21 protein-coding genes are annotated in these 20,016 nt (G+C 34.5%); 15 read left to right on the top strand and 6 right to left on the bottom strand.

The window, feature by feature from the left end:
* Window positions 1-243 precede the first annotated feature (243 nt).
* Window positions 244-1,521: a PLL family lectin gene (locus D8M03_RS13075; protein WP_245987589.1), complete on the bottom strand. Its 1,278-nt coding sequence runs from the start codon at window positions 1,519-1,521 to the stop codon at window positions 244-246.
* 84 nt (window positions 1,522-1,605) lie between these two features.
* Window positions 1,606-2,061, bottom strand: a complete 456-nt coding sequence (gene psiE, locus D8M03_RS13070) for a phosphate-starvation-inducible protein PsiE (RefSeq protein WP_121215273.1) — start codon at window positions 2,059-2,061, stop codon at window positions 1,606-1,608.
* A gap of 217 nt (window positions 2,062-2,278) precedes the next feature.
* Between psiE and D8M03_RS13065 the strand changes: the two genes are divergently transcribed.
* The 7 genes from D8M03_RS13065 (at window position 2,279) to D8M03_RS13035 (ending at window position 9,416) form a co-directional block, all read left to right on the top strand.
* Complete coding sequence (locus D8M03_RS13065) at window positions 2,279-3,490, top strand: ATP-binding protein (protein ID WP_121215272.1); 1,212 nt, start codon at window positions 2,279-2,281, stop codon at window positions 3,488-3,490.
* Between the two features lie 112 nt (window positions 3,491-3,602).
* A complete protein-coding gene (locus D8M03_RS13060) occupies window positions 3,603-4,274 on the top strand; it encodes a YdeI/OmpD-associated family protein (RefSeq protein ID WP_121215271.1) in 672 nt (223 codons plus the stop codon).
* 460 nt (window positions 4,275-4,734) lie between these two features.
* Entirely contained in the window at window positions 4,735-5,952 is a 1,218-nt protein-coding gene (locus D8M03_RS13055) for an ABC transporter substrate-binding protein (protein ID WP_121215270.1), read from the top strand.
* A gap of 159 nt (window positions 5,953-6,111) precedes the next feature.
* Window positions 6,112-6,987, top strand: coding sequence for a branched-chain amino acid ABC transporter permease (locus D8M03_RS13050; RefSeq protein ID WP_121215269.1), 876 nt, complete (start codon window positions 6,112-6,114; stop codon window positions 6,985-6,987).
* A gap of 10 nt (window positions 6,988-6,997) precedes the next feature.
* Window positions 6,998-7,936 (top strand): branched-chain amino acid ABC transporter permease, encoded by a 939-nt coding sequence (locus tag D8M03_RS13045; protein WP_121215268.1) that lies wholly within the window; start codon window positions 6,998-7,000, stop codon window positions 7,934-7,936.
* Window positions 7,933-8,709, top strand: coding sequence for an ABC transporter ATP-binding protein (locus D8M03_RS13040; RefSeq protein ID WP_121215267.1), 777 nt, complete (start codon window positions 7,933-7,935; stop codon window positions 8,707-8,709). Before D8M03_RS13045 ends, D8M03_RS13040 begins: the two co-directional genes overlap by 4 nt.
* The gene (locus D8M03_RS13035) at window positions 8,709-9,416 is read left to right on the top strand and encodes an ABC transporter ATP-binding protein (RefSeq protein WP_121215266.1); all 708 of its coding nucleotides are present in this window, start codon (window positions 8,709-8,711) and stop codon (window positions 9,414-9,416) included. Before D8M03_RS13040 ends, D8M03_RS13035 begins: the two co-directional genes overlap by 1 nt.
* A gap of 175 nt (window positions 9,417-9,591) precedes the next feature.
* Here D8M03_RS13035 and D8M03_RS13030 read toward each other — a convergent pair whose 3' ends face one another.
* Complete coding sequence (locus D8M03_RS13030; RefSeq protein ID WP_121215265.1) at window positions 9,592-10,311, bottom strand: DUF6904 family protein; 720 nt, start codon at window positions 10,309-10,311, stop codon at window positions 9,592-9,594.
* A gap of 79 nt (window positions 10,312-10,390) precedes the next feature.
* Window positions 10,391-11,098, bottom strand: a complete 708-nt coding sequence (gene rluF, locus D8M03_RS13025; RefSeq protein ID WP_121215264.1) for a 23S rRNA pseudouridine(2604) synthase RluF — start codon at window positions 11,096-11,098, stop codon at window positions 10,391-10,393.
* A gap of 310 nt (window positions 11,099-11,408) precedes the next feature.
* On the opposite strand from rluF, the gene adh reads away from it, so the two are divergent.
* From adh to D8M03_RS12990, 7 genes are all read left to right on the top strand, one after another.
* Window positions 11,409-12,929 (top strand): aldehyde dehydrogenase, encoded by a 1,521-nt coding sequence (gene adh / locus D8M03_RS13020; protein WP_121215281.1) that lies wholly within the window; start codon window positions 11,409-11,411, stop codon window positions 12,927-12,929.
* 108 nt (window positions 12,930-13,037) lie between these two features.
* Complete coding sequence (locus D8M03_RS13015) at window positions 13,038-13,394, top strand: DUF779 domain-containing protein (protein WP_121215263.1); 357 nt, start codon at window positions 13,038-13,040, stop codon at window positions 13,392-13,394.
* Between the two features lie 198 nt (window positions 13,395-13,592).
* Window positions 13,593-14,120: a YceI family protein gene (locus tag D8M03_RS13010; RefSeq protein WP_121215262.1), complete on the top strand. Its 528-nt coding sequence runs from the start codon at window positions 13,593-13,595 to the stop codon at window positions 14,118-14,120.
* A gap of 140 nt (window positions 14,121-14,260) precedes the next feature.
* Entirely contained in the window at window positions 14,261-14,869 is a 609-nt protein-coding gene (locus tag D8M03_RS13005) for a flavin reductase family protein (protein ID WP_121215261.1), read from the top strand.
* A gap of 92 nt (window positions 14,870-14,961) precedes the next feature.
* Window positions 14,962-15,945, top strand: coding sequence for a DUF4003 family protein (locus D8M03_RS13000; RefSeq protein WP_170148452.1), 984 nt, complete (start codon window positions 14,962-14,964; stop codon window positions 15,943-15,945).
* Window positions 15,946-16,006: 61 nt separating this feature from the next.
* Window positions 16,007-17,434, top strand: a complete 1,428-nt coding sequence (locus tag D8M03_RS12995; RefSeq protein WP_121215259.1) for an aldehyde dehydrogenase family protein — start codon at window positions 16,007-16,009, stop codon at window positions 17,432-17,434.
* Window positions 17,435-17,464: 30 nt separating this feature from the next.
* Window positions 17,465-17,971 (top strand): acyl-CoA thioesterase, encoded by a 507-nt coding sequence (locus D8M03_RS12990; protein WP_121215258.1) that lies wholly within the window; start codon window positions 17,465-17,467, stop codon window positions 17,969-17,971.
* A gap of 120 nt (window positions 17,972-18,091) precedes the next feature.
* On the opposite strand, the gene D8M03_RS12985 is transcribed toward D8M03_RS12990, so the two are convergent.
* Window positions 18,092-19,405 (bottom strand): globin-coupled sensor protein, encoded by a 1,314-nt coding sequence (locus D8M03_RS12985; protein WP_121215257.1) that lies wholly within the window; start codon window positions 19,403-19,405, stop codon window positions 18,092-18,094.
* Window positions 19,406-19,650: 245 nt separating this feature from the next.
* Here D8M03_RS12985 and D8M03_RS12980 point away from each other — a divergent pair, with 245 nt between their 5' ends.
* Window positions 19,651-19,875, top strand: a complete 225-nt coding sequence (locus D8M03_RS12980) for a hypothetical protein (RefSeq protein WP_121215256.1) — start codon at window positions 19,651-19,653, stop codon at window positions 19,873-19,875.
* A 58-nt stretch (window positions 19,876-19,933) separates the two neighbouring features.
* On the opposite strand, the gene D8M03_RS12975 is transcribed toward D8M03_RS12980, so the two are convergent.
* A partial coding sequence (locus D8M03_RS12975; RefSeq protein ID WP_147404825.1) for an IS3 family transposase occupies window positions 19,934-20,016 on the bottom strand: 83 nt, incomplete at its 5' end.

Genomic DNA, 20,016 nt, shown 5'->3' with positions numbered 1-20,016 from the left:
CCTCGATTTAGAAAAAATAGGTAAATATATAATCTTAACGCATTATTTTTTTAAGAAGAAATTTTACTTTTTATAAAAAATTTTAACAGAAACCATGTCATATGTAATAAGAAATTTCAAAATTATCATGTTGTTTATGAATGAAATGTGGAGATGGTAAAGAAAGATTTACTTAAGTAGAGTAATATTAATAAAGCTAGGCTTAGTATAGAGAGAATACCAATGGCCTAGCTTTAAACATCTTTATCTACCTTGATACGTATGAATTAAATTACCATTTTGTCCTCGAGCAAATACGTCTGTACGATTAGGTCCCCAAGATACACTTGCAGGAGCACTTGTTAAGTTACCACCAAGGGATTCCCAACTATCCCAACGAGTACCGTTCCAAGTACGTTTGTAAAGTCGGTTACCAGTACCTCTTACGAATACATCAAGGTGATTTGCACGTTTTGATGATACGGTTGGGCTACTTGTTAATGTTCCACCAAGGGATTCCCAATCAGACCACGTTGAGCCATTCCACCATTTGTGAATCAAATCATTGTTTTGTCCACGAGCAAATACATCAATACGATTTGGCCCCCATGAGATTGCTGCTGGTTCTGAATTTAAGTTTCCACCAAGATCTTCCCAATTTTCCCAACGAGATCCGTTCCAAGTTCTTTTGTATAATCGGTTGTTTGATCCTCTTACGAAAACATCTAACTGATTTGTTCGGCGAGAGGATGCTGCAGGACCACTAGTTAAAACACCGCCAAGGTTTTCCCAGTCATTCCAACGTGTTCCATCCCACCATTTATGATACAGTGCATTGTCTGTACCTCGCACAAAAACATCAATACGATTTGGCCCCCAAGATACTGCACCAGGGGAAGATGTTAAAACGCCGCCAAGGTTCTCCCAATTACTCCATCTACTACCGTCCCACCAAATGTGGTAAAGGGCATTATCCGTACCTCTTGCAAAAACATCTAGACGATTCGGTTGCCAAGAGGAAACTGTAGGTGCGCCAACAATTGTTCCTCCAAGGTTCTCCCAGTCAGACCATCGACCTCCTGGTGTAGGAGTTGGTCCTGGACTTGGTTGTTGTCCTCGGAGAATATTAACTGTTATTTCAATTAATCTTGTTAGTATACGGTCAATCGTGTTAAGTGGGAAATTCAGTTGGCGAATAAGGATATTGAACCAAGGTGTTTCTCTTTGAAATTGTTCATAAATCTCACTTGCAGATTGATTTATATTTGCTTCATTTCGAGTAAAGTTCACGATTAAAAAAATAAAAGTCTCAGCTAGCTGTCTATTTACCCCTGCCTGCTCTAATTGTGTATAAAGATTACTATGTTGTGTTCGAATTGTTTGCATAATTTCTTGAACACTTGGCTTTTCAGATTGTCGAGATGGTTGTTGTTGTCGTTGTGGTTGTCTTTGTTGTTGTGCAATATATTGCGGATATTGTTGAGGTGTAGGGTGCATAGGGACTTGTTGAGCAAAATATGGATAGCCATTATACCAGTACACTTATACATTCCTCCATTTCTATGATAGTGTATGCACCACATGTTAAAGTGGGACTATCAGAAAGGAGAGTTTGATTCCTTTTTACTAAGACTTATTTGATTGGGTGTGTTTACGGAAAATTAACGAAGTCTTGGGTCTTTCTAATGGAGTAATATTAATAATAAAGTAACTAATAATGAGGATTAAAATCACAATGGAATAAATGAGTGTATCTTTTGGATGATCATGTTCTACAATGATAAGTCTAACCATTGCAGTAATACCAATGTAGATGAAGTAACGTAATGGGAAATGATAGTCTTCTTTAAAGTATTTCACAATCATTGTAATGAACTCAAAATATAAAAAGAATAAAAGAATATTTGCTAAGAAGACTTTATAATCAGTCCCTGATATAAGGAGGATTTCAAAAAATTTAACTATTTCTTTTATAAGTAGAATTGATAGAATGACAGCCAAAATAATTAAACAACTGTTTAAAAACCATTGTAACGTTTTTGAAAAATATTGCCTCGCATTGTCCCAGTTCCATTTCTTCATAATTAATTTCCTCCTCTCACCCTAAGTAGGGTTTTTGCTATTTTAGAAAACTATCAACATGATTATATTTATGAATAATTCATAAGAATAATGAAAAATTCATGCTCTTTTTAAGAAAAATTAACATAATTAATCTCAATAAGGCTATAAACGATGGAAAATTAAGTATAAAATTATTGCGGAGAAGGGGAATTTAATACTAATTAAAGGAGTTCCTATGGAAAAGATACTATATGAAAGTAGTCCGAGTCGCTATTACATTACGGTAAGTATAACGATTTTTATTATGGTGATGGGTTTAAGTGTATTTAACCCACGTATTGGATTAGGTGATGTTGGCTTTTTAATACATGTTGCCCTAGTGATAATTCTATCTGTATGTTTATTAATTTATCCTAAATTTAATACACGTCATATACGATTCAGTATTGTTCTTATATCCTTTGCGTTACTTTATTTACTTTTCTTTTTATATCCGGATACTGGATCGACAATATTATTAATCTGTTTTATCCCTGCAATTTCAATATTATTTTTTGATACTTTGCTATTTTATTTTTCTATTATCCTTAATACATTATTGCTTTCAATATCTGTCGCATATATAAAATTTGAAAGTTTAGAGGCGATGTATCCTTATTTAACTAATGATTTAATAGGAAACTGTATTAATTTAATTATTAGTCAAATCATTCTTGCGTTTATTTTCCATTTAACTTCTGAACGAATAAAAAGGCAACAAATGCTTTATGAGCAAATGAAACACAATGAGCGGTTAAAAACGGCAGGAGAATTGGCTGCTGCTGTTGCCCATGAAATTAGAAATCCACTAACTGTAGTGAAAGGATATTTGCAAATTTATGATCAAGACGCAGCTAGTGATTCTGGGAATAAACAAAAATTTAGACTATTAATAGAAGAACTAGAAACTGCAGAACAAGTAGTAACTGATTTGTTATCCTTATCAAAGCCGTCAACTAATAGAGTTGCTGAGAAAATTAATGTACAAACAGTAATTGATAATGTAGCAGAACTGCTTCAATCTTATGGGTTATCGACAAAAAATAAAATTGAAATAGATATAGAAAATGATTGTACAATTAATATGAATAAAATGGAGTTGCATCAAGTTCTCGTTAATATTATTAAAAACGCTATAGAAGCATCGTATAGTGGAGATTCAATTGTAGTAAGAGCAGTTAAACGGGATGAAGATGTGATTATTACAGTAACCGATTATGGAAAAGGCATGTCATCTCAAGAATTAGAGTCAATTGGTACTCCTTTTTATTCATTGAAATCAAAGGGAACTGGCCTTGGGATAATGATTTGTAACCAAATTGTTGTAAATAATAATGGCTCCATACATTATGAAAGTGCTGTTGGCAAAGGGACAACTGTTACAATCAAACTTCCTTATTATCACTAGCACCTTGTCATAAAAATGAAAGTGTTGTTACAACGGAAGAAAATGAATGTTGAACAACTGGAAAAAAGCATATAACGGTGAATGATTAACTTGAAATTGGGAGTTAGTAAAAATGACAAGTACAATTGTAGAGAAGTTAAAATTGAAGAAATATAAAGAAGTTGCATTATTAGATGTTCCAGAAGACATTCTTTACTTTGATGAGTTATCAGATTATGACACAGAACTAGAAACAAAGAAATATGACTTAATATTTTCCTTTGTATTTGATATGAAAAGCTTACAAAGTCGTGTAAGTAAAATTATAGAAGGAAATTATTTAAATGCACAAGGCTACGTATATTTTGCCTATCCCAAAAAAGGAAATAAAGTGTATCAAACCTATATTCACCGCGATGAATTGCTAGAAGGATTAGGTGCAGATCAGGATGGGTATGTCGGTAATAGTACTATTAAATTTTCAAGAATGGTTGGTTTAGATGACGTATTTACGGTAGTTGGCTTAAAAGAAGATGCAAAATCGAAAAATAAAGCATCCAGAAAAGCGAGTCAAAGTGTAGATGATTATATAGAATATATTCCGGAAATAGAACAGATTTTAATAGATACCCCAGATTTGTTAACCTTTTATCAATCATTAACTCCGGGGTACAAAAAGGATTGGGCTCGATATATTTTTAGTGCAAAACAAGATTCTACGAGGAAAAAACGACAAGAAGAAATGAAAAAGATTTTGTCGGAAGGATATAAAACGAGAGACTTATTTAAGAAAGGGAAAAAATAATTTTAGAAGCAGCCACTTTATTGTATTAAATTAATTTCTAGTATTTTTTTGATGGGGGCAAACAATAAGATGCTTAGTGCGCATCCTAAATGTGTTTTCTTTTGGAAGTTCGGCTATATTCATAATCTAGTAAAAACCTATCAATCGAATGATAGGTTTTTCTCTTATACAAGAATAATTGTAAGTGTGGTCACCACCATTAATTATCAGAATAATGTTACAGTTTTGTTAACGCATAATATTTAGTTTTTAAAAAACAATCTAAATTTACTAAAAATTATACTAGACGAAATAGATAGAATGGTTTACAATCGTAAAGTCAAATAGTCAGAAAACAGGACTTAGCAATATTTAAATCATTCAGAATATTTCGATTAACTATTGCTGGATTCTATTCTATTAGCTATAATTATCAGAAATATCAATAATCTTACTAACATCTATGCGGGGGGAAATCCAAATGACAGAAAAAAAGACTTTAAAGAGATTCGCATCAGTATTTTTAGCATCATCATTAATCGTAGGTGCTTTAGCAGGTTGTAGCTCAAGCGAAGAAGAAAAAACATCATCAAGTGGCGGAAGCTCATCCTCTGATGGCGATTCTAGTGAAGTTATTAAAATCGGAGCTAACTTAGAACTTTCTGGTTCGGTTGCATCTTATGGTTCTTCTATTGGAAAAGGTGCAGAACTTGCAGTTGAAGAAATTAACGCTGCTGGTGGAATTGATGGTAAACAAATCGAACTTGTAAAAGTTGATAATAAATCAGAAAACTCAGAAGCAACAAACGCAGCTATTAAACTAGCTACTCAAGATAAAGTTACTGCTATGATTGCTCCTGCAACATCAGGTAACGTAATTGCAACTGCTCAAATTGCAAACCAATATAAAATTCCAACTGTTACTGCTTCTGGTACTGCGCCAAACGTAACAGAAAACGAAGATGGTTCAATCAATGATTATGTATTCCGTACATGTTTCATTGACCCATTCCAAGGTATTGTAGCTGCTAACTTCGCAACTGAACTTGGTGCGAAAAACGTAGCAATCTATGCGGACAACTCTTCTGACTATGCAAAAGGTTTAGCAGCATCATTTAAACAACAAATTGAAGCTAACGGTGGAAAAGTTGTAGCTGAAGAAGCTTATGTAGCAAAAGATGTGGACTTCAAGTCAACATTAACAAATTTAAAATCTAAAAACCCAGAATTTATCTTTATCCCTGGTTACTATGAAGAAGTTGGTTTAATCGTTAAGCAAGCTCGTGAATTAGGTATTGATGTACCTTTAATGGGTGCAGATGGTTGGGACTCTCCAACTTTAGTTGAACTTGCTGGTAAAGATGCATTAAACAACACATTCATTACAAACCACTATTCATCTCAAGATCCTGATAAAACAATCCAAGGATTTGTTGAAGCATTCCAAGGTAAATTCAACGAAGCACCAAATGCATTCCACGCACTTGGTTATGATACAGTTTACTTCATTGCTGATGCAATCAAACGCGCGGGTTCAACAGATGGTGAAGCGATTCAAAAAGCTTTAGCTGAAACAACAGACTTAAGCTTAATTACAGGTACTTTCTCAGTTGACGAAAAACACAACCCAGTTAAATCTGCAACAGTTCTAGAATATGTAGACGGCAATCAAAAGTTCAACTCTAAAGTTAATCCGTAAAATACGTATTATTCGTATTTGAACAAACAAGGGGGGCTTGAGGCCTCCCTTTTTACAGTTTACTTTTATCATTTTTTTACAATAGTTTAAGTTAAATAGAATCTTTAGTACTAAATGATGTAATTATTAAGGAATAAGTAGTTAAAGGAGTGAGGCCTTATGGAATGGTTGCAACAACTAGTGAATGGTATATCACTAGGGAGTATTTATGCATTGATTGCACTAGGATATACAATGGTATATGGGATTATCAAGTTAATCAACTTTGCCCATGGTGATGTATTTATGCTTGGTGCCTTTATAGGATTCTATGCCATTGCACGATGGGATTTAGGATTTATCCCAGCGTTAATTATTTCGATGTTACTTTGCGCAATCATCGGGGTTATTATTGAACGAGTTGCTTATAAACGGTTACGAAATGCGACTCGTATTGCAGCATTAATTACTGCGATTGGAGTATCTTTATTAATCGAGTATACTGTGATTTTCTTCAGAGGAGCATCACCTGAAGCTTATCCTGAAGTATTGGCGAATAAATCGATTTCAATTTTAGGAGCAAGTATTAGTACGCAGTCTATTATGATTCTAGCAGTAACAATTGTTCTTATGATTTTATTACAATTTATTGTTCATAAAACAAAAATCGGTAAAGCGATGCGTGCGGTATCTCATGATGCAGATGCAGCTCGACTAATGGGTATTAATGTAGATAATACAATTTCTGCAACATTCGCAATTGGATCAGCTCTAGCTGGTGCAGCAGGTGTTATTTTTGGTATTTACTATACAAGAATTGATCCATTAATGGGTGTACTACCAGGGCTAAAAGCATTCGTTGCAGCAGTACTAGGAGGTATTGGAAGTATTCCTGGTGCTATGGTCGGCGGTTTAGTTTTAGGTGTAGTTGAAACAATTGTAAGTGCTATAGGTTATTCGTTATGGCGCGATGCAGCAGCCTTTGTTATTTTAATTTTAATCTTAATCTTGAAACCATCGGGTATATTCGGTAAAAACGCCCGTGAGAAAGTGTAGGTGACATTGCATGAAAAAGTCTAAAGCCTTTTGGGGATTCCTCGTTTTAGCACTAGTAATCTATGCAGTCGTACAGGGCATGATCTCAGGCGGAATGCTAGATTTATATTATCAAAATATTTTAATTCAGATGTGTATTAACATTATGCTTGCCGTAAGTTTACATATCGTAATCGGTATTACTGGTCAATTTTCAATTGGTCATGCTGGATTTATGGCGGTTGGTGCGTATATAAGTGCAATCGCAACGATGAAATTAGGCTTACCGTTAATTGTAGCGATTATTTTAGGAGCTGTAATTTCAGCTTTAGCAGGATTACTTGTTGGAATTCCAACGTTACGACTTAAAGGCGACTATTTAGCGATAGCTACATTAGGATTCGCTGAAATTATTCGTATTATGTTCTTAAATGTTGAGTATGTTGGTGGTGCTGCTGGTATGGTAGTAACTAACCTGACAACTTGGACATATGCATTTGTTGGAGTAGTAATTACAATTTTGGTTATTGCCAACTTTACGAACTCTCGACACGGTCGTGGATGTATTTCAATTCGTGAAGATGAAATTGCTGCAGATGCCATGGGGATTAATACTACTTATTATAAAGTTGTTGCCTTTACAATTGGGTCTTTCTTTGCAGGTGTTGCAGGAGCAATTTATGCACACAACTTTTTCATCATTCAACCAACAACATTCAATTTCTTAAAATCCTTTGATATTTTAATCTATGTAGTTCTTGGTGGTTTAGGAAGTTTATCAGGTTCGGTAATTGCTGCTATTTTCTTAACATTAGTATCAGCATACTTAGCAAACTTCCCAGAAACACGTATGATTATTTATTCAGTAGTATTAATTATCGTAATGCTTTATCGTCCGACAGGTTTAATGGGTACGAAAGAAATTACATCATTATTCAAGTTTGGAAAAAAGGGAGGTTCTAAAGTATGAGTAACCTTCTTATTAAAACAGAAAATATGGGTATTCAATTTGGCGGCTTAAAAGCTGTTCAAAATGTAAATATGTATTTAAATAAAGGTGAATTAATTGGACTAATTGGTCCGAATGGTGCTGGTAAAACAACGACATTCAACATGCTTACAGGTGTATATCAACCTACAGAAGGTGCTATTACCTTTGATGGGAAAAAGCTAAATGGTCTAAAACCCTATCAAGTTAGTAAACTTGGTATTAGTCGTACTTTCCAAAACATTCGCCTATTTAAAGATTTATCGGTGCTTGATAATGTAAAAGTAGCGAACCATAATCTTGCTAAGCATTCTTTACTTTCATCTATCCTTCGTTTACCGAGCCATTTTTCTGGGGAAGCAAAAATGGAAAAGGAATCAATCGATTTTTTAAAAATCTTTGGTTTAGATGTTTATAAAGATGAGCTTGCAAAAAATTTACCGTATGGGATGCAACGTCGATTAGAGATTGCTCGTGCGCTTGCGGCAAATCCACAACTATTGCTACTGGATGAGCCAGCAGCAGGGATGAACCCACAGGAAACACGTGATTTAATGGAATTGATTGCATTTATTCGAAAAGAATTTAATTTAACCATTCTTTTAATTGAACATGATATGCATTTGGTAATGGGTATTTGCGAACGTATTTATGTACTAGACCATGGTCAATTAATTGCGGACGGAACGCCAGAAGAAATTCGTAATAATCCTAAAGTTATTGAAGCTTACCTTGGTGAGGAGGTTATTGATTAATGCTAAAAGTAAACAACATAGACGTATTTTATGGAAATATTCATGCATTGAAAGATATCTCCTTAGAAGTAAATGAAGGTGAGATTGTTACACTAATTGGTGCAAACGGTGCAGGTAAATCAACTTTATTAAAAACGTTATCAGGTCTTTTAAAACCAAAACATGGTAATATCATGTATTTGACGCAGCAAATTGCTGGAAAGCCCGCTCAATCAATTGTGAAAAGTGGTATTTCCCATGTTCCAGAAGGACGTCGTGTGTTCTCTAATATGTCCGTTGAAGAAAACTTGGAATTAGGTGCCTATTTGAGAAATGATCGAGATGGCATTAAAAAAGATATGGATCATGTATATGAACTATTCCCAATTTTAGATGAACGTCGAAAACAGTTATCGGGTACTTTATCTGGTGGGGAACAACAAATGTTAGCAATGGGTCGAGCTTTAATGGCACAACCAAAGCTTTTACTAATGGATGAACCATCAATGGGGTTAGCGCCGCTTGTCGTTAAAAAGATTTTTGAGATTATCAAAATGGTTAATAGTCAAGGTACAACTGTGTTACTTGTTGAGCAAAATGCAAATATGGCATTGTCAATCGCAGACCGTGCATATGTTTTAGAAACAGGTAAGATTGTATTGTCTGGAACAGCGAAAGAGCTTCAGGAAAGTGAACAAGTTAAAGCAGCTTATCTTGGAGGATTATAGTAATAATAAAAAGGAGGTGTCCAAAAAGTAATAATTTTTCGGACACCTCTATTCTTTCTTGATAAATAACTCTTATGAATTATTGTTCCTGCGGTGGTTGTCACCATCCTCGTCACAAATGAGCTGTCTCAAAATGACTTTTCAGACAACTTCTTTTTTGTTATCTTATTTTTTCCTACCAATCTATATGCTCAGGATATTTCATTGATAGGGGAAGTTCGTGTATTTCATTTTTTGTAACGCTTGCAGTTGCTAGAATTTCTTCTTTTAAGATAACATAAGCCTCATCCTCAATCATTAATCGGATTGCATATGCAGCTAAATGTTCTTTTCTTTCCTCTATTGATAGATTGATATATTCCAAATTTAATAAATCTACATATTGTGTTGCATAGCGGAAATAGTTTAATGTTCGATTTTGTATCAGTTGTGAGATAACTGTGTTGTGCTCATCAGAAAGTTGGTATTTTAAACAATCTAATACATTTCCTTGGAATTTTCGTATAATGCCAATATGTATATTCCACAAAGAATCGTCTATCATTTCATTATGTAATTTAATAAAATCGTCTAAGGCTAGTGCTGTAAAAATCAATTCAGGCCATAATATTTCAACACTGAAATAAACATTTTTTTCTGGAGCAATCATATTATGACGTTTTAACATTTCGCGATGAACACCATTTGAGATGAGTTCTATATTTTTTTCACCTTGTATTGCTTTTCTTAAATTATAGCAAACATTTAAAATTCTTTGCCTTGCTCCATGGTAATCGTAATAGCGGTTTTCATCTCCTATGACAACGTAAACTGCACTGACTAGCTCATCTAAATCCCAATAATCCCCGCTAATTCGTGCACCTGTATGCTGTTCTGTACACTCGATTGATAACATTTTTCCAACTCCTTTGCATATATAAGTTTGGAAACACAAGCATAGATGACTGCTTGTCGTTTCCATTAAATTATGCATTTTACCCTTTCTTAGGCGTATAGTTTAATAATTTAAATAGATCATTCTTTTCTTTATCTGTTAAATCACGCCACTGCCCAACTTTTAAATTACCAAGATGAATATTCATAATGCGGATTCGTTGTAGTCGTTTTACGGTATAACCAAGTGCTGAACACATCCGTCGAATTTGACGATTTAATCCCTGTTCTAAAATAATTTTAAATACTTGTGATGATACTTTTTCGACTTTACAAGGAAGAGTAACAGTATCTAAAATCTTAACCCCACTGGCCATCTTTTTTAAGAATTGATCAGTTATTGGCTTGTCTACTTGTACGATATACTCTTTTTCATGGTGGTTTTCTGCACGTAAAATTTCATTCACAATATCGCCGTCGTTTGTAAGAAGCAATAAACCTTCTGAATCTTTATCTAATCGACCAATATGAAAGATTCGTTTAGAGTGACCGACAAAATCAACGACATTTCCTTTAATGTGCTTTTCAGTTGTACTCGTAATGCCAACGGGTTTATTTAATGCAATATAGACAAGTTCTTCTTCTTTTTTCACAGGCTTGCCATCTACACAAACAACATCACCTTCATTTACTTGACTCCCAACAGTCGCCAGTTCACCGTTTATTGTAATGCGTCCTTCTTCAATCCATTTATCTGCCCCTCTACGAGATACGATGCCAGTTTCGCTTAAATATTTATTAATTCTCATAAAAACTCCTAATGCTGTTTATTTTTAGTATACAATACCCTAGAATTTCTAACTTTACTATTGTAGACATCGTACTACTTTGAAATACATAAGACTAAATAGTTAATAACATTTTATAGTAAAATAGATACATTTTGTAGAAAAAAACGTTATACAAAAGAAAATACTATTTCAATTTTTTGGAATGTTTGATAAATTAAGAACATATAGTATACAAATACCTTTTCATAGCTAGGGGAAGTGAGTGCTAAAAGGTATTTGTAGAGATTAATAGGTGAAAAGGGGAGAATTTTACATGTCAGTATTAACAATGGCTTATGCATTTCCAAACACAGAAGGAGCAGTTGTAAACTTCAAAGAAAAGTATGATAACTTTATCGGGGGACAATGGACAGCACCAGTTAATGGAGAGTATTTTGACAATATCACACCAGTTACTGGAAAAGTGTATACGAAAGTTGCACGCTCTACTGCTGAAGATATTGAGCTTGCTCTAGATGCAGCTCATGCAGCAAAAGAAGCTTGGGGTAAAACTTCTGTAGCAGAGAGAGCAAATATTTTAAATAAAATTGCTGATCGTATGGAAGAAAACTTAGAAATGTTAGCAGTTGCTGAATCATGGGAAAATGGTAAAGCAGTTCGTGAGACATTAAATGCAGACCTACCTCTTGCTATTGACCATTTCCGTTACTTTGCGGGCGCAATTCGTGCTCAAGAAGGTGGCATAAGCCAAATTGATGAAGATACTGTAGCATATCATTTCCATGAACCTATTGGAGTAGTTGGACAAATTATCCCTTGGAATTTCCCATTGTTAATGGCTTGCTGGAAGTTAGCACCAGCTTTAGCTGCAGGAAACTGTGTAGTGTTAAAACCTGCAGAACAAACACCTGCATCTATACTAGTTTTAGCAGAGTTAATTGAAGATTTATTACCACCAGGTGTTTTAAATATTGTTAACGGTTTTGGTTTAGAAGCTGGTAAACCACTTGCTTCAAGCCCACGCATCGGCAAAATTGCGTTCACTGGTGAGACTACAACTGGCCGATTAATTATGCAATATGCATCTCAAAACATTATTCCTGTAACATTAGAACTTGGTGGTAAGTCACCAAACATTTTCTTTGAAGATATCTTTGAAGAAGATGATGAGTTCTTAGATAAAGCAATTGAAGGATTCGTATTATTTGCATTAAACCAAGGTGAAGTATGTACTTGTCCTTCTCGTGCATTAATACAAGAATCTATTTATGAGAAGTTTATGGAGCGCGCATTAAAACGCGTTGAAGCAATTAAAACAGGTAATCCATTAGATCCTACTGTTATGATGGGTGCTCAAGCATCATCTGAACAAATGGAGAAAATTTTATCTTATTTAGATATTGGTAAACAAGAAGGTGCTGAATGCTTAATTGGTGGAGAACGTAACCAATTAGAAGGCGACCTTAAAGATGGATACTATATTAAACCAACTGTATTTAAAGGTAACAACAAAATGCGCATTTTCCAAGAAGAAATCTTTGGACCTGTTGTTGCAGTAACAACATTCAAAACTAAAGAAGAAGCATTAGAAATTGCGAATGATACATTATACGGCTTAGGTGCAGGTGTTTGGACACGTGATATGAACACTGCATATCGTTTTGGCCGTGCTATTGAAGCAGGACGTGTTTGGACAAACTGTTATCACGCTTATCCTGCACACGCAGCATTTGGTGGATACAAAATGTCAGGTGTTGGTCGTGAAACACACTTAATGATGTTAAATCACTATCAACAAACAAAGAACTTACTAGTAAGTTATAGCCCTAATAAATTAGGATTCTTCTAATAAGGAAGATTTAAACTACTATACTGCATTAGTAAATTGTTAACGTATTAGAGTAAGATCCTGAAATATGTTTTACCTTTTTACTAAACGTCACAAAGGGGGGATCTTATGGTAGAAAGGGTAACCGCGACTGATGCTGCACTTGCCCTTATCGATAAGTTAACAGAAAAACATGGTCCTATTATGTTTCATCAATCAGGAGGATGTTGTGATGGTTCATCACCAATGTGCTACCCAGTCGGTGATTTAATTATTGGGGATGCAGATGTCCTTCTTGGTGAAATAGGTGGAGCTAAGTTTTATATGCATAAAAGCCAGTTTGACTATTGGAAGCATACACAATTGATTATCGATGTGGTTGATGGTCGTGGAGGGATGTTTTCATTGGAAGGTGTGGAAGGGAAACGATTTTTAACGAGATCTCGTGCCTTTACATCTGAAGAATTGGCGCTATTAAGTAAATAATAAAGATATGCATTCCTTTTATGGAGTGCATATTTTTTTTAAAAAATTATAAATTGTATTATTGACAATGTACTTAAATGTATGATAAATTTATCTTGAATTAAAGATAATTAGTTTCGAAATAATAATCGATTCTAATTATTTATTTTTTAAAATAATATCTCGAATTCTAAATAAATTAATTGGGGGAGATTATGAATGGCTAAGTGGATTATTGACCAATCACATTCGCAAGTTGGTTTTGAAGTAAAACATATGATGGTTTCAAAGGTAAAAGGGGATTTTGGTTCTTATACTGCAGATATTGATGCAGAAGATTTAGCAGATCTTACAACTGCTCAAATCTCATTCTCTTTTGATGTAGCAAGCATTAATACACGTTCAGAAGACCGTGATAATCACTTAAAATCTGCTGATTTCTTCGATGTTGAGAAATACCCAACAATCACATTCAAATCGACAAACATTGAAAAATCAGGTGATGACTATAAAGTAACTGGTGACTTAACAATCAAAGATGTAACAAAGCCAGTAACGTTTGACGTTGAATATGGTGGGAAAGGGAAAAACCCTTGGGGAGTTGAAGTTTACGGTTTTGAGGCAGAAACAAAAATCAACCGTGAAGAGTTTGGCTTAACATGGAACGCAGCACTAGAAACAGGCGGCGTTTTAGTTGGTAAAGATATTAAAATTAAAGTAGAGCTAGAAGTTAACCCAGCTGCATAAAAATAAAACGCAAGAATGATGATTTTATCCATCACTCTTGCGTTTTTCTTTATCACCGATTGTTGTAAATTGTTTTGATTTTGTGCACAATTGATAGCAAGATTATGGCATGTACACCATACATGAAGGGAATGAAGTAGATGATTTCAATAGATCCTCAGTTAAATAGTGAAAGAGATAATTATAAATTGATGATTGGCTCAATTATTCCAAGACCAATTGCATTTGTCACTACACAATCAGAAGAAGGTGTATTAAATGGAGCACCTTTTAGTTACTTTAGTATCGTTTCAGCGAATCCACCTATGATTTCCTTAGGGATTCAACGTAATCAAGGTGAAATGAAGGATACTGCCCGGAATATTTACCATAAGCATGAGTTTGTTGTACATATTGTCGACGAAGAAAATTTACAAAAGGTGAACGAAACGGCAGCAACTTTACCACCAGAAGTAAGTGAAATAGCATTAGCAAAATTGACTCCTGTATCTAGTAAGAAAATAGCAGTACCAGGCATAGTCGAATCAAAAATTCGTATGGAATGTAAATTAGTAAAGGCCATTCAACTTGGAGAAGAGAAAACGAATACAGACTTCATTATTGGGGAAATTGTGCAATTTCATATTGATGATTCCATTTATCATAATGGAAAGATTGATGCAAAAGGGTTAAATGCGATTAGTCGTTTAGCAGGCTCAGATTACGCTACGATAGGAGAGATAATTATTACGTTAGAAAGACCGAAGTGATAAATACTTCCACTCATTTTAATGAAATGCTTTTACTAAATTTTGAAACTATTTCCAAGTGGATTCGTACAAAAATTATAGGAGTGGTTGACTTGAATAATGAGCAATTTTTAGAAGCATTTCAACAAAACTATAATCGGGTTTTTAATTACATGGGTGGTGGTGATTTAAAACTTTTAATTTCCTTAGCGTGTAAATATACATTGGCAGAGAAACAATTTAGTGGTGTCCAACTACAAAAGGTGTGCGAAAAATTAGAGGATGCAGGAAAAGGGACATTTTCTATTCCTAAGTATTCAACGGTGAACTATCGTATTGCATCTCACTTAATTGTGGAAGGGAATATGGAAAAAACAATTTCTGATATTATAATAAATGATCAATTCTTAAAAGAAGCTAAGTTTAAGAAATCACCGTTTCGAGGGATTGGAGCGCTATTTCTTCAAGAAGATAAACAACAACAGCATGCAGAACGTGCTAGAAAAATGTATGTGGAAATGAATCGGAATCAACGGATATTAACTACAAATGGTGATATACCTTATATTGTATTTTTAACATCCAATAACGAAAATGACCCTCTCACACAGGCTCAAACAATATATAAATATTATCAAGCGTTAAGAAAACAAAAATTTGTTATGGGTAATCAATTACAAGCGTTAGCGCAAATTATGACTATATATAGTTCGGTATATAATGAAATATTATTGCAATATGTTTTGCAACTTAAAAAGGAACTAGAAAAAAGGGGTATTAAGGTTAAAAAGATGCATTACCCATTTATAGGGGTTCTAGCAATGGCAGCTACGAATGCTTCAAAAATTGATGAGGTTATACAGTTACATAATCAATTATTGGAACTAAAAGTATTTAAAACGGCAAAGTATTATGCGTTAATTGTAGCAATACAGAAAATTATAAGAGATACAATAGAGATACAAGAAATCATTGACCTTGCTCCAATAACAAATTTACCCCAATTAGTGGAGTTGCTTGATATAGCTGAAATGCTAGTTGAAATTGGTCGTATATTACCTGGGGGAATATCTGAAGTAGCAGATTTCTTTAACTAACTAAGCGTTCCAGATTTTTGAATTAATCGGCTAAGAAGTATAATAAGGAAGAGGTGATTCGATGGAAGAGAAAAAGCTTTGGATAGATGGACAATGGGTAGAAACGAAAAATAGTTATGTATTAACTTCACCATACTCAGGAGAAGAGATAGCAAAAGTTGCTATGGCTTCTGTTCAAGATGTAGAGAAAGCGATAGAAGGAGCTCATGAAGCTTTTCAATCATTTAAAAAGACAACAGCTTTTGAACGGGCAGAAATTTTATATAAAGTAGTAGAGTTAATACGTAACCGAAAAGAAGATTTTGCAAAAATCTTAGCAATGGAAGCAGGAAAACCTCTTTCTGTTGGATTAGTAGAAGTTGATAGAACGATTGCCACGTACCAATTTTCAGCAGAAGCAGCAAAACAGTCAATGGGTGAAACTGTACCAATGGATGCGGCACCAGGAGTAAAAGATCGTATCGGCTACACAAAACGGGTTCCACTTGGTGTTGTATCGGCAATTACACCATTTAATTTTCCATTTAACTTAGTTGCTCACAAATTAGGACCAGCATTTGCGGTCGGAAATACGGTTGTATTAAAGCCTGCAACACAAACTCCTTTAAGTGCACTTGTGTTGGCAGAAATTTTTAAAGAAGCGGGTTTACCAGATGGTGCATTACAAATTGTAACTGGTTCTGGTAGTGAATTAAGTGATATTTTAGTTACACATCCATTAGTTAAAAAAGTAACATTCACGGGAAGCGGAGCAGTTGGTTTAAAATTAAAAGAAAAAGTAGGTTTACGCAAAATTACCTTAGAACTTGGATCAAATGCCGCTGTGATTGTAGAGCCAAGTACCCCAATTGAAAAAGTAATACCTCGTTGTGTTACTGGTGCTTTTGGGTATGCTGGACAAGTCTGTATTTCATTGCAGCGCGTATATGTTCATGAATCGATTTATGAACAATTTACAAATGCTTTTGTAGAAGAGACGAAGAAGTTAAAGTTAGGCGATCCATTAGATGCATCCACTGATGTGAGTGCTATGATTCATCCAAAAGAAGTTGAACGAATTAAAGAATGGATAGAAGAAGCAAAACAACAGGGAGCGGTTGTGGCAACAGGCGCTGAATTTACAGAGCGAACAATGGCACCGACAGTCATGACACATGTTTCACCTGACATGAAAATTGTTTGCCAAGAAACTTTTGCACCGATTGTATCGATTGTGCCTTATAAAAACTTGGATGAAGCTATCTCGTTCGTAAACTCTTCTGATTTAGGATTAAATGCTGGGATATATACAAATGTTTTAACGGATGCTATGAAAGCTGCTGATGAATTAGAGGCAGGAGCGATCGTCATCAATGATGTCCCAACATTTCGTATAGATAACATGCCTTATGGTGGCGTAAAAAATAGTGGCTATGGTCGAGAAGGTATTAAGTATGCAATTGAAGAGATGACTGATTTAAAATTCATTACGATTAAAACATCTTTCTAACAAATGGGATATACAAAATGGAGGTATACAATGGGCAATGCACTACCAATGAGTAATTCACGTTCTTATCAAACACATTTAATACTACCTCCCGATACCAATCATCATGGGTCGGTTTTTGGGGGTAAGGTTTTAGCTTATATTGATGAAATTGCAGCGATTACTGCAATGAAACATGCAAGATCAGAGGTAGTAACCGTATCGCTCGATTCTGTAGATTTTGTTTCACCTGCCTATGCTGGAGATATTCTTGAATTAGAATCAATGGTATCTTCTACAGGTCGTACATCTATGGAAATATATGTACGGGTTATGACTCGAAGCCTTCGTACAGGGGAAAGAAAATTAACAACAGAATCTTTTGTAACGATGGTTGCAATCGGAGAAGATGGAAAACCGATTCCGGTACCTGGCGTCTTTCCAGAAGAGGAATGGGAGAGAAAACTTTTTGAAACTGGCGGTGCCCGTCAAAAGTTAAGAAAGGCAAAACGGGACAACACAAAGGAACGTAGAAAGTTACTAGATACTGAAAGATAATGAAAAATAAAAGGGGGTTACCAAAAAAATATTTGGTGCCCCCTTACCTCTTAATAAATATCTTTTAACAATTATTACTCACGCAGTGGACGCTTAAAAACGCACCATCCCCATCACATTTTATTCCTGTAATTCCTGTACAACGTTTAGCAATGAATCCGATGAAGATGATACTAATGTAGCGCTAGCTGTTAGTTCACTGATTAGGTTGGAAATTTCATTCACGTCTTTTGATGTATTTGTATATTGTTCTTTAATACCTGATACTGCTTTTGCGATGGAATTAAAGGATTCTTCTAAGCTTTTTTGCGTTTGAACGCTTTTCTGAACTTGTTCATCTACATTATTAACAGATGTCGTCATATTTTCAATGTTGTTTTCTGTTTCACGAATTAAATGAGACACGTTTTGAACAGCGCTTTTTGTTTCCTCTGCAAGTTTACGTACCTCTTCGGCCACAACTGCAAAACCTTTTCCATGTTCACCTGCACGTGCTGCTTCGATAGATGCATTTAGTGCAAGAAGGTTTGTTTGATCTGCAATCCCTGTTACTAAGCCAACAATTTCACTAATCTTTTGTGAGGATACTCGTAAACTCGACATGGATTTTTCCAATAAGTTAACGCTTTCCAATATAACATTCATTAGGTTTGTTTGCGTTTCTAAATGATTTTTACCAAGGTTCGATTTGTCCTCAGTATCTGCCACGAAGTCCAACCCTTGTTTTGTAGCAGAAGAAATATTTTCAGATTGGTGAGAAATTACATATAGCGAAGCAGTTGTTTCTTCACTAATTGCATTTAATTCCTTTGCCGTATTGCGGATTGTAGCGACAAGATCGAGTTTAACTTGTAAATCTTCCGTACGAATTCGTTGTTGTTCTGCTTCGTAAGCTTTAATTACAAGTTGTTGTTCAAAGTTAATAATTTTTGAAAAGGCATTAATTGCTTTGCATGCATCATTTTTAGAAATATCTAGATCATTCACAAAATTAATGAATGTAGTCATTAATGATTGGAATGAACTTAAATACATATTTGATTCTAAACCAATTCGAACATGGGCAGCTGCAATCGCTTTACGTCCTTCTATGTATGCGTTATTAATCTTACTTTCGAAAATATCAGATAGATGTTTAGATAACGTTATTTTTAGGCGATCGATATTCGAATTTTGATTAATTATGTCTAGTAAGTTACTACTTATAGAAATAGCATCATAAAATTGAGTTACCATAGATGGGATTAACTCTTCTGTAAGGGGTTGCAATTGTTTTAATATGGCTAAGTCTTCTTTTCGTAACTGGATTAACTCAACTTGTTTAAGTAAATCTGGGTATTGAGATAGGTCAAGTTGTACATCATTTAAGTATTTTTCAACTTGAAAGAAGTTAGATACTTGGTTTTTTTGTGCTCTGCTCTTGAAAATAACCATATTATTCTCCATTCTATCCTAATATATTTTATAATTTATTAGTTTTAATTTTTTTTATATTAAATCTATTCTACTATAAATTTCCACGAAATGGGCAATTTCTCTTTATTATTTATGTCTTTTTCTCTATTATGTAAACAATTAAATATAGCTTGATTTGTAATTTATTAATTTCCCATGTAAAATACGAGTAGTTTAAATATACTGTTCGAAGAGGTCAATATACATAGTAAAGGAAGAGTTAAATGGAGAAACGACGCCTTAAATTTATCATTCCGACAATGGTCATTGTTGCGGTTACAGCTGTATTTATGTTAGCGAAATATCATACGGAAGTACCGACAAATCACAGGGTTTTAATTGTTATTAGCGCTACGCTTTTATCTGGGGTTTTAGCACATGGGTTATTTCCACATGATGATGAAGAAGCGCCAGACCCAAAGCCTAATATGAATAAAAAGAATAAATAAATTTTTAAAGCATGGTGTGAATGAAGTGACCCCTAAAAGTTAGACACGGTTATTTCATTTAGGCAGCGGTTTGGGCATGAGTTCGATATTGAATCGGACTCATGCCTTTCAATTTTGCCTTAATACGTTTCGTGTTGTAAT

The organism is Ureibacillus endophyticus, from assembly GCF_003628435.1.
Taxonomy (GTDB): domain Bacteria; phylum Bacillota; class Bacilli; order Bacillales_A; family Planococcaceae; genus Ureibacillus; species Ureibacillus endophyticus.
The sequence above is the reverse complement of the archived record's forward strand: the minus strand, read 5'-3'. Positions and strand labels throughout refer to the sequence as shown.

What these genes read in the sequence shown, in the direction of transcription:
- D8M03_RS13030 (WP_121215265.1), bottom strand. Translation starts at nt 10,311, where the DNA reads ATGTTATCAATCGAGTGTACAGAACAGCATACAGGTGCACGAATTAGC.
- D8M03_RS13045 (WP_121215268.1), top strand. Translation starts at nt 6,998, where the DNA reads ATGAAAAAGTCTAAAGCCTTTTGGGGATTCCTCGTTTTAGCACTAGTA.
- D8M03_RS13050 (WP_121215269.1), top strand. Translation starts at nt 6,112, where the DNA reads ATGGAATGGTTGCAACAACTAGTGAATGGTATATCACTAGGGAGTATT.
- D8M03_RS13010 (WP_121215262.1), top strand. Translation starts at nt 13,593, where the DNA reads ATGGCTAAGTGGATTATTGACCAATCACATTCGCAAGTTGGTTTTGAA.
- psiE (WP_121215273.1), bottom strand. Translation starts at nt 2,061, where the DNA reads ATGAAGAAATGGAACTGGGACAATGCGAGGCAATATTTTTCAAAAACG.
- D8M03_RS12985 (WP_121215257.1), bottom strand. Translation starts at nt 19,405, where the DNA reads ATGGTTATTTTCAAGAGCAGAGCACAAAAAAACCAAGTATCTAACTTC.
- D8M03_RS13060 (WP_121215271.1), top strand. Translation starts at nt 3,603, where the DNA reads ATGACAAGTACAATTGTAGAGAAGTTAAAATTGAAGAAATATAAAGAA.
- rluF (WP_121215264.1), bottom strand. Translation starts at nt 11,098, where the DNA reads ATGAGAATTAATAAATATTTAAGCGAAACTGGCATCGTATCTCGTAGA.
- D8M03_RS12995 (WP_121215259.1), top strand. Translation starts at nt 16,007, where the DNA reads ATGGAAGAGAAAAAGCTTTGGATAGATGGACAATGGGTAGAAACGAAA.
- D8M03_RS13005 (WP_121215261.1), top strand. Translation starts at nt 14,261, where the DNA reads ATGATTTCAATAGATCCTCAGTTAAATAGTGAAAGAGATAATTATAAA.
- D8M03_RS13065 (WP_121215272.1), top strand. Translation starts at nt 2,279, where the DNA reads ATGGAAAAGATACTATATGAAAGTAGTCCGAGTCGCTATTACATTACG.
- D8M03_RS12980 (WP_121215256.1), top strand. Translation starts at nt 19,651, where the DNA reads ATGGAGAAACGACGCCTTAAATTTATCATTCCGACAATGGTCATTGTT.
- D8M03_RS13035 (WP_121215266.1), top strand. Translation starts at nt 8,709, where the DNA reads ATGCTAAAAGTAAACAACATAGACGTATTTTATGGAAATATTCATGCA.
- D8M03_RS13015 (WP_121215263.1), top strand. Translation starts at nt 13,038, where the DNA reads ATGGTAGAAAGGGTAACCGCGACTGATGCTGCACTTGCCCTTATCGAT.
- D8M03_RS13055 (WP_121215270.1), top strand. Translation starts at nt 4,735, where the DNA reads ATGACAGAAAAAAAGACTTTAAAGAGATTCGCATCAGTATTTTTAGCA.
- D8M03_RS12990 (WP_121215258.1), top strand. Translation starts at nt 17,465, where the DNA reads ATGGGCAATGCACTACCAATGAGTAATTCACGTTCTTATCAAACACAT.
- D8M03_RS13040 (WP_121215267.1), top strand. Translation starts at nt 7,933, where the DNA reads ATGAGTAACCTTCTTATTAAAACAGAAAATATGGGTATTCAATTTGGC.
- adh (WP_121215281.1), top strand. Translation starts at nt 11,409, where the DNA reads ATGGCTTATGCATTTCCAAACACAGAAGGAGCAGTTGTAAACTTCAAA.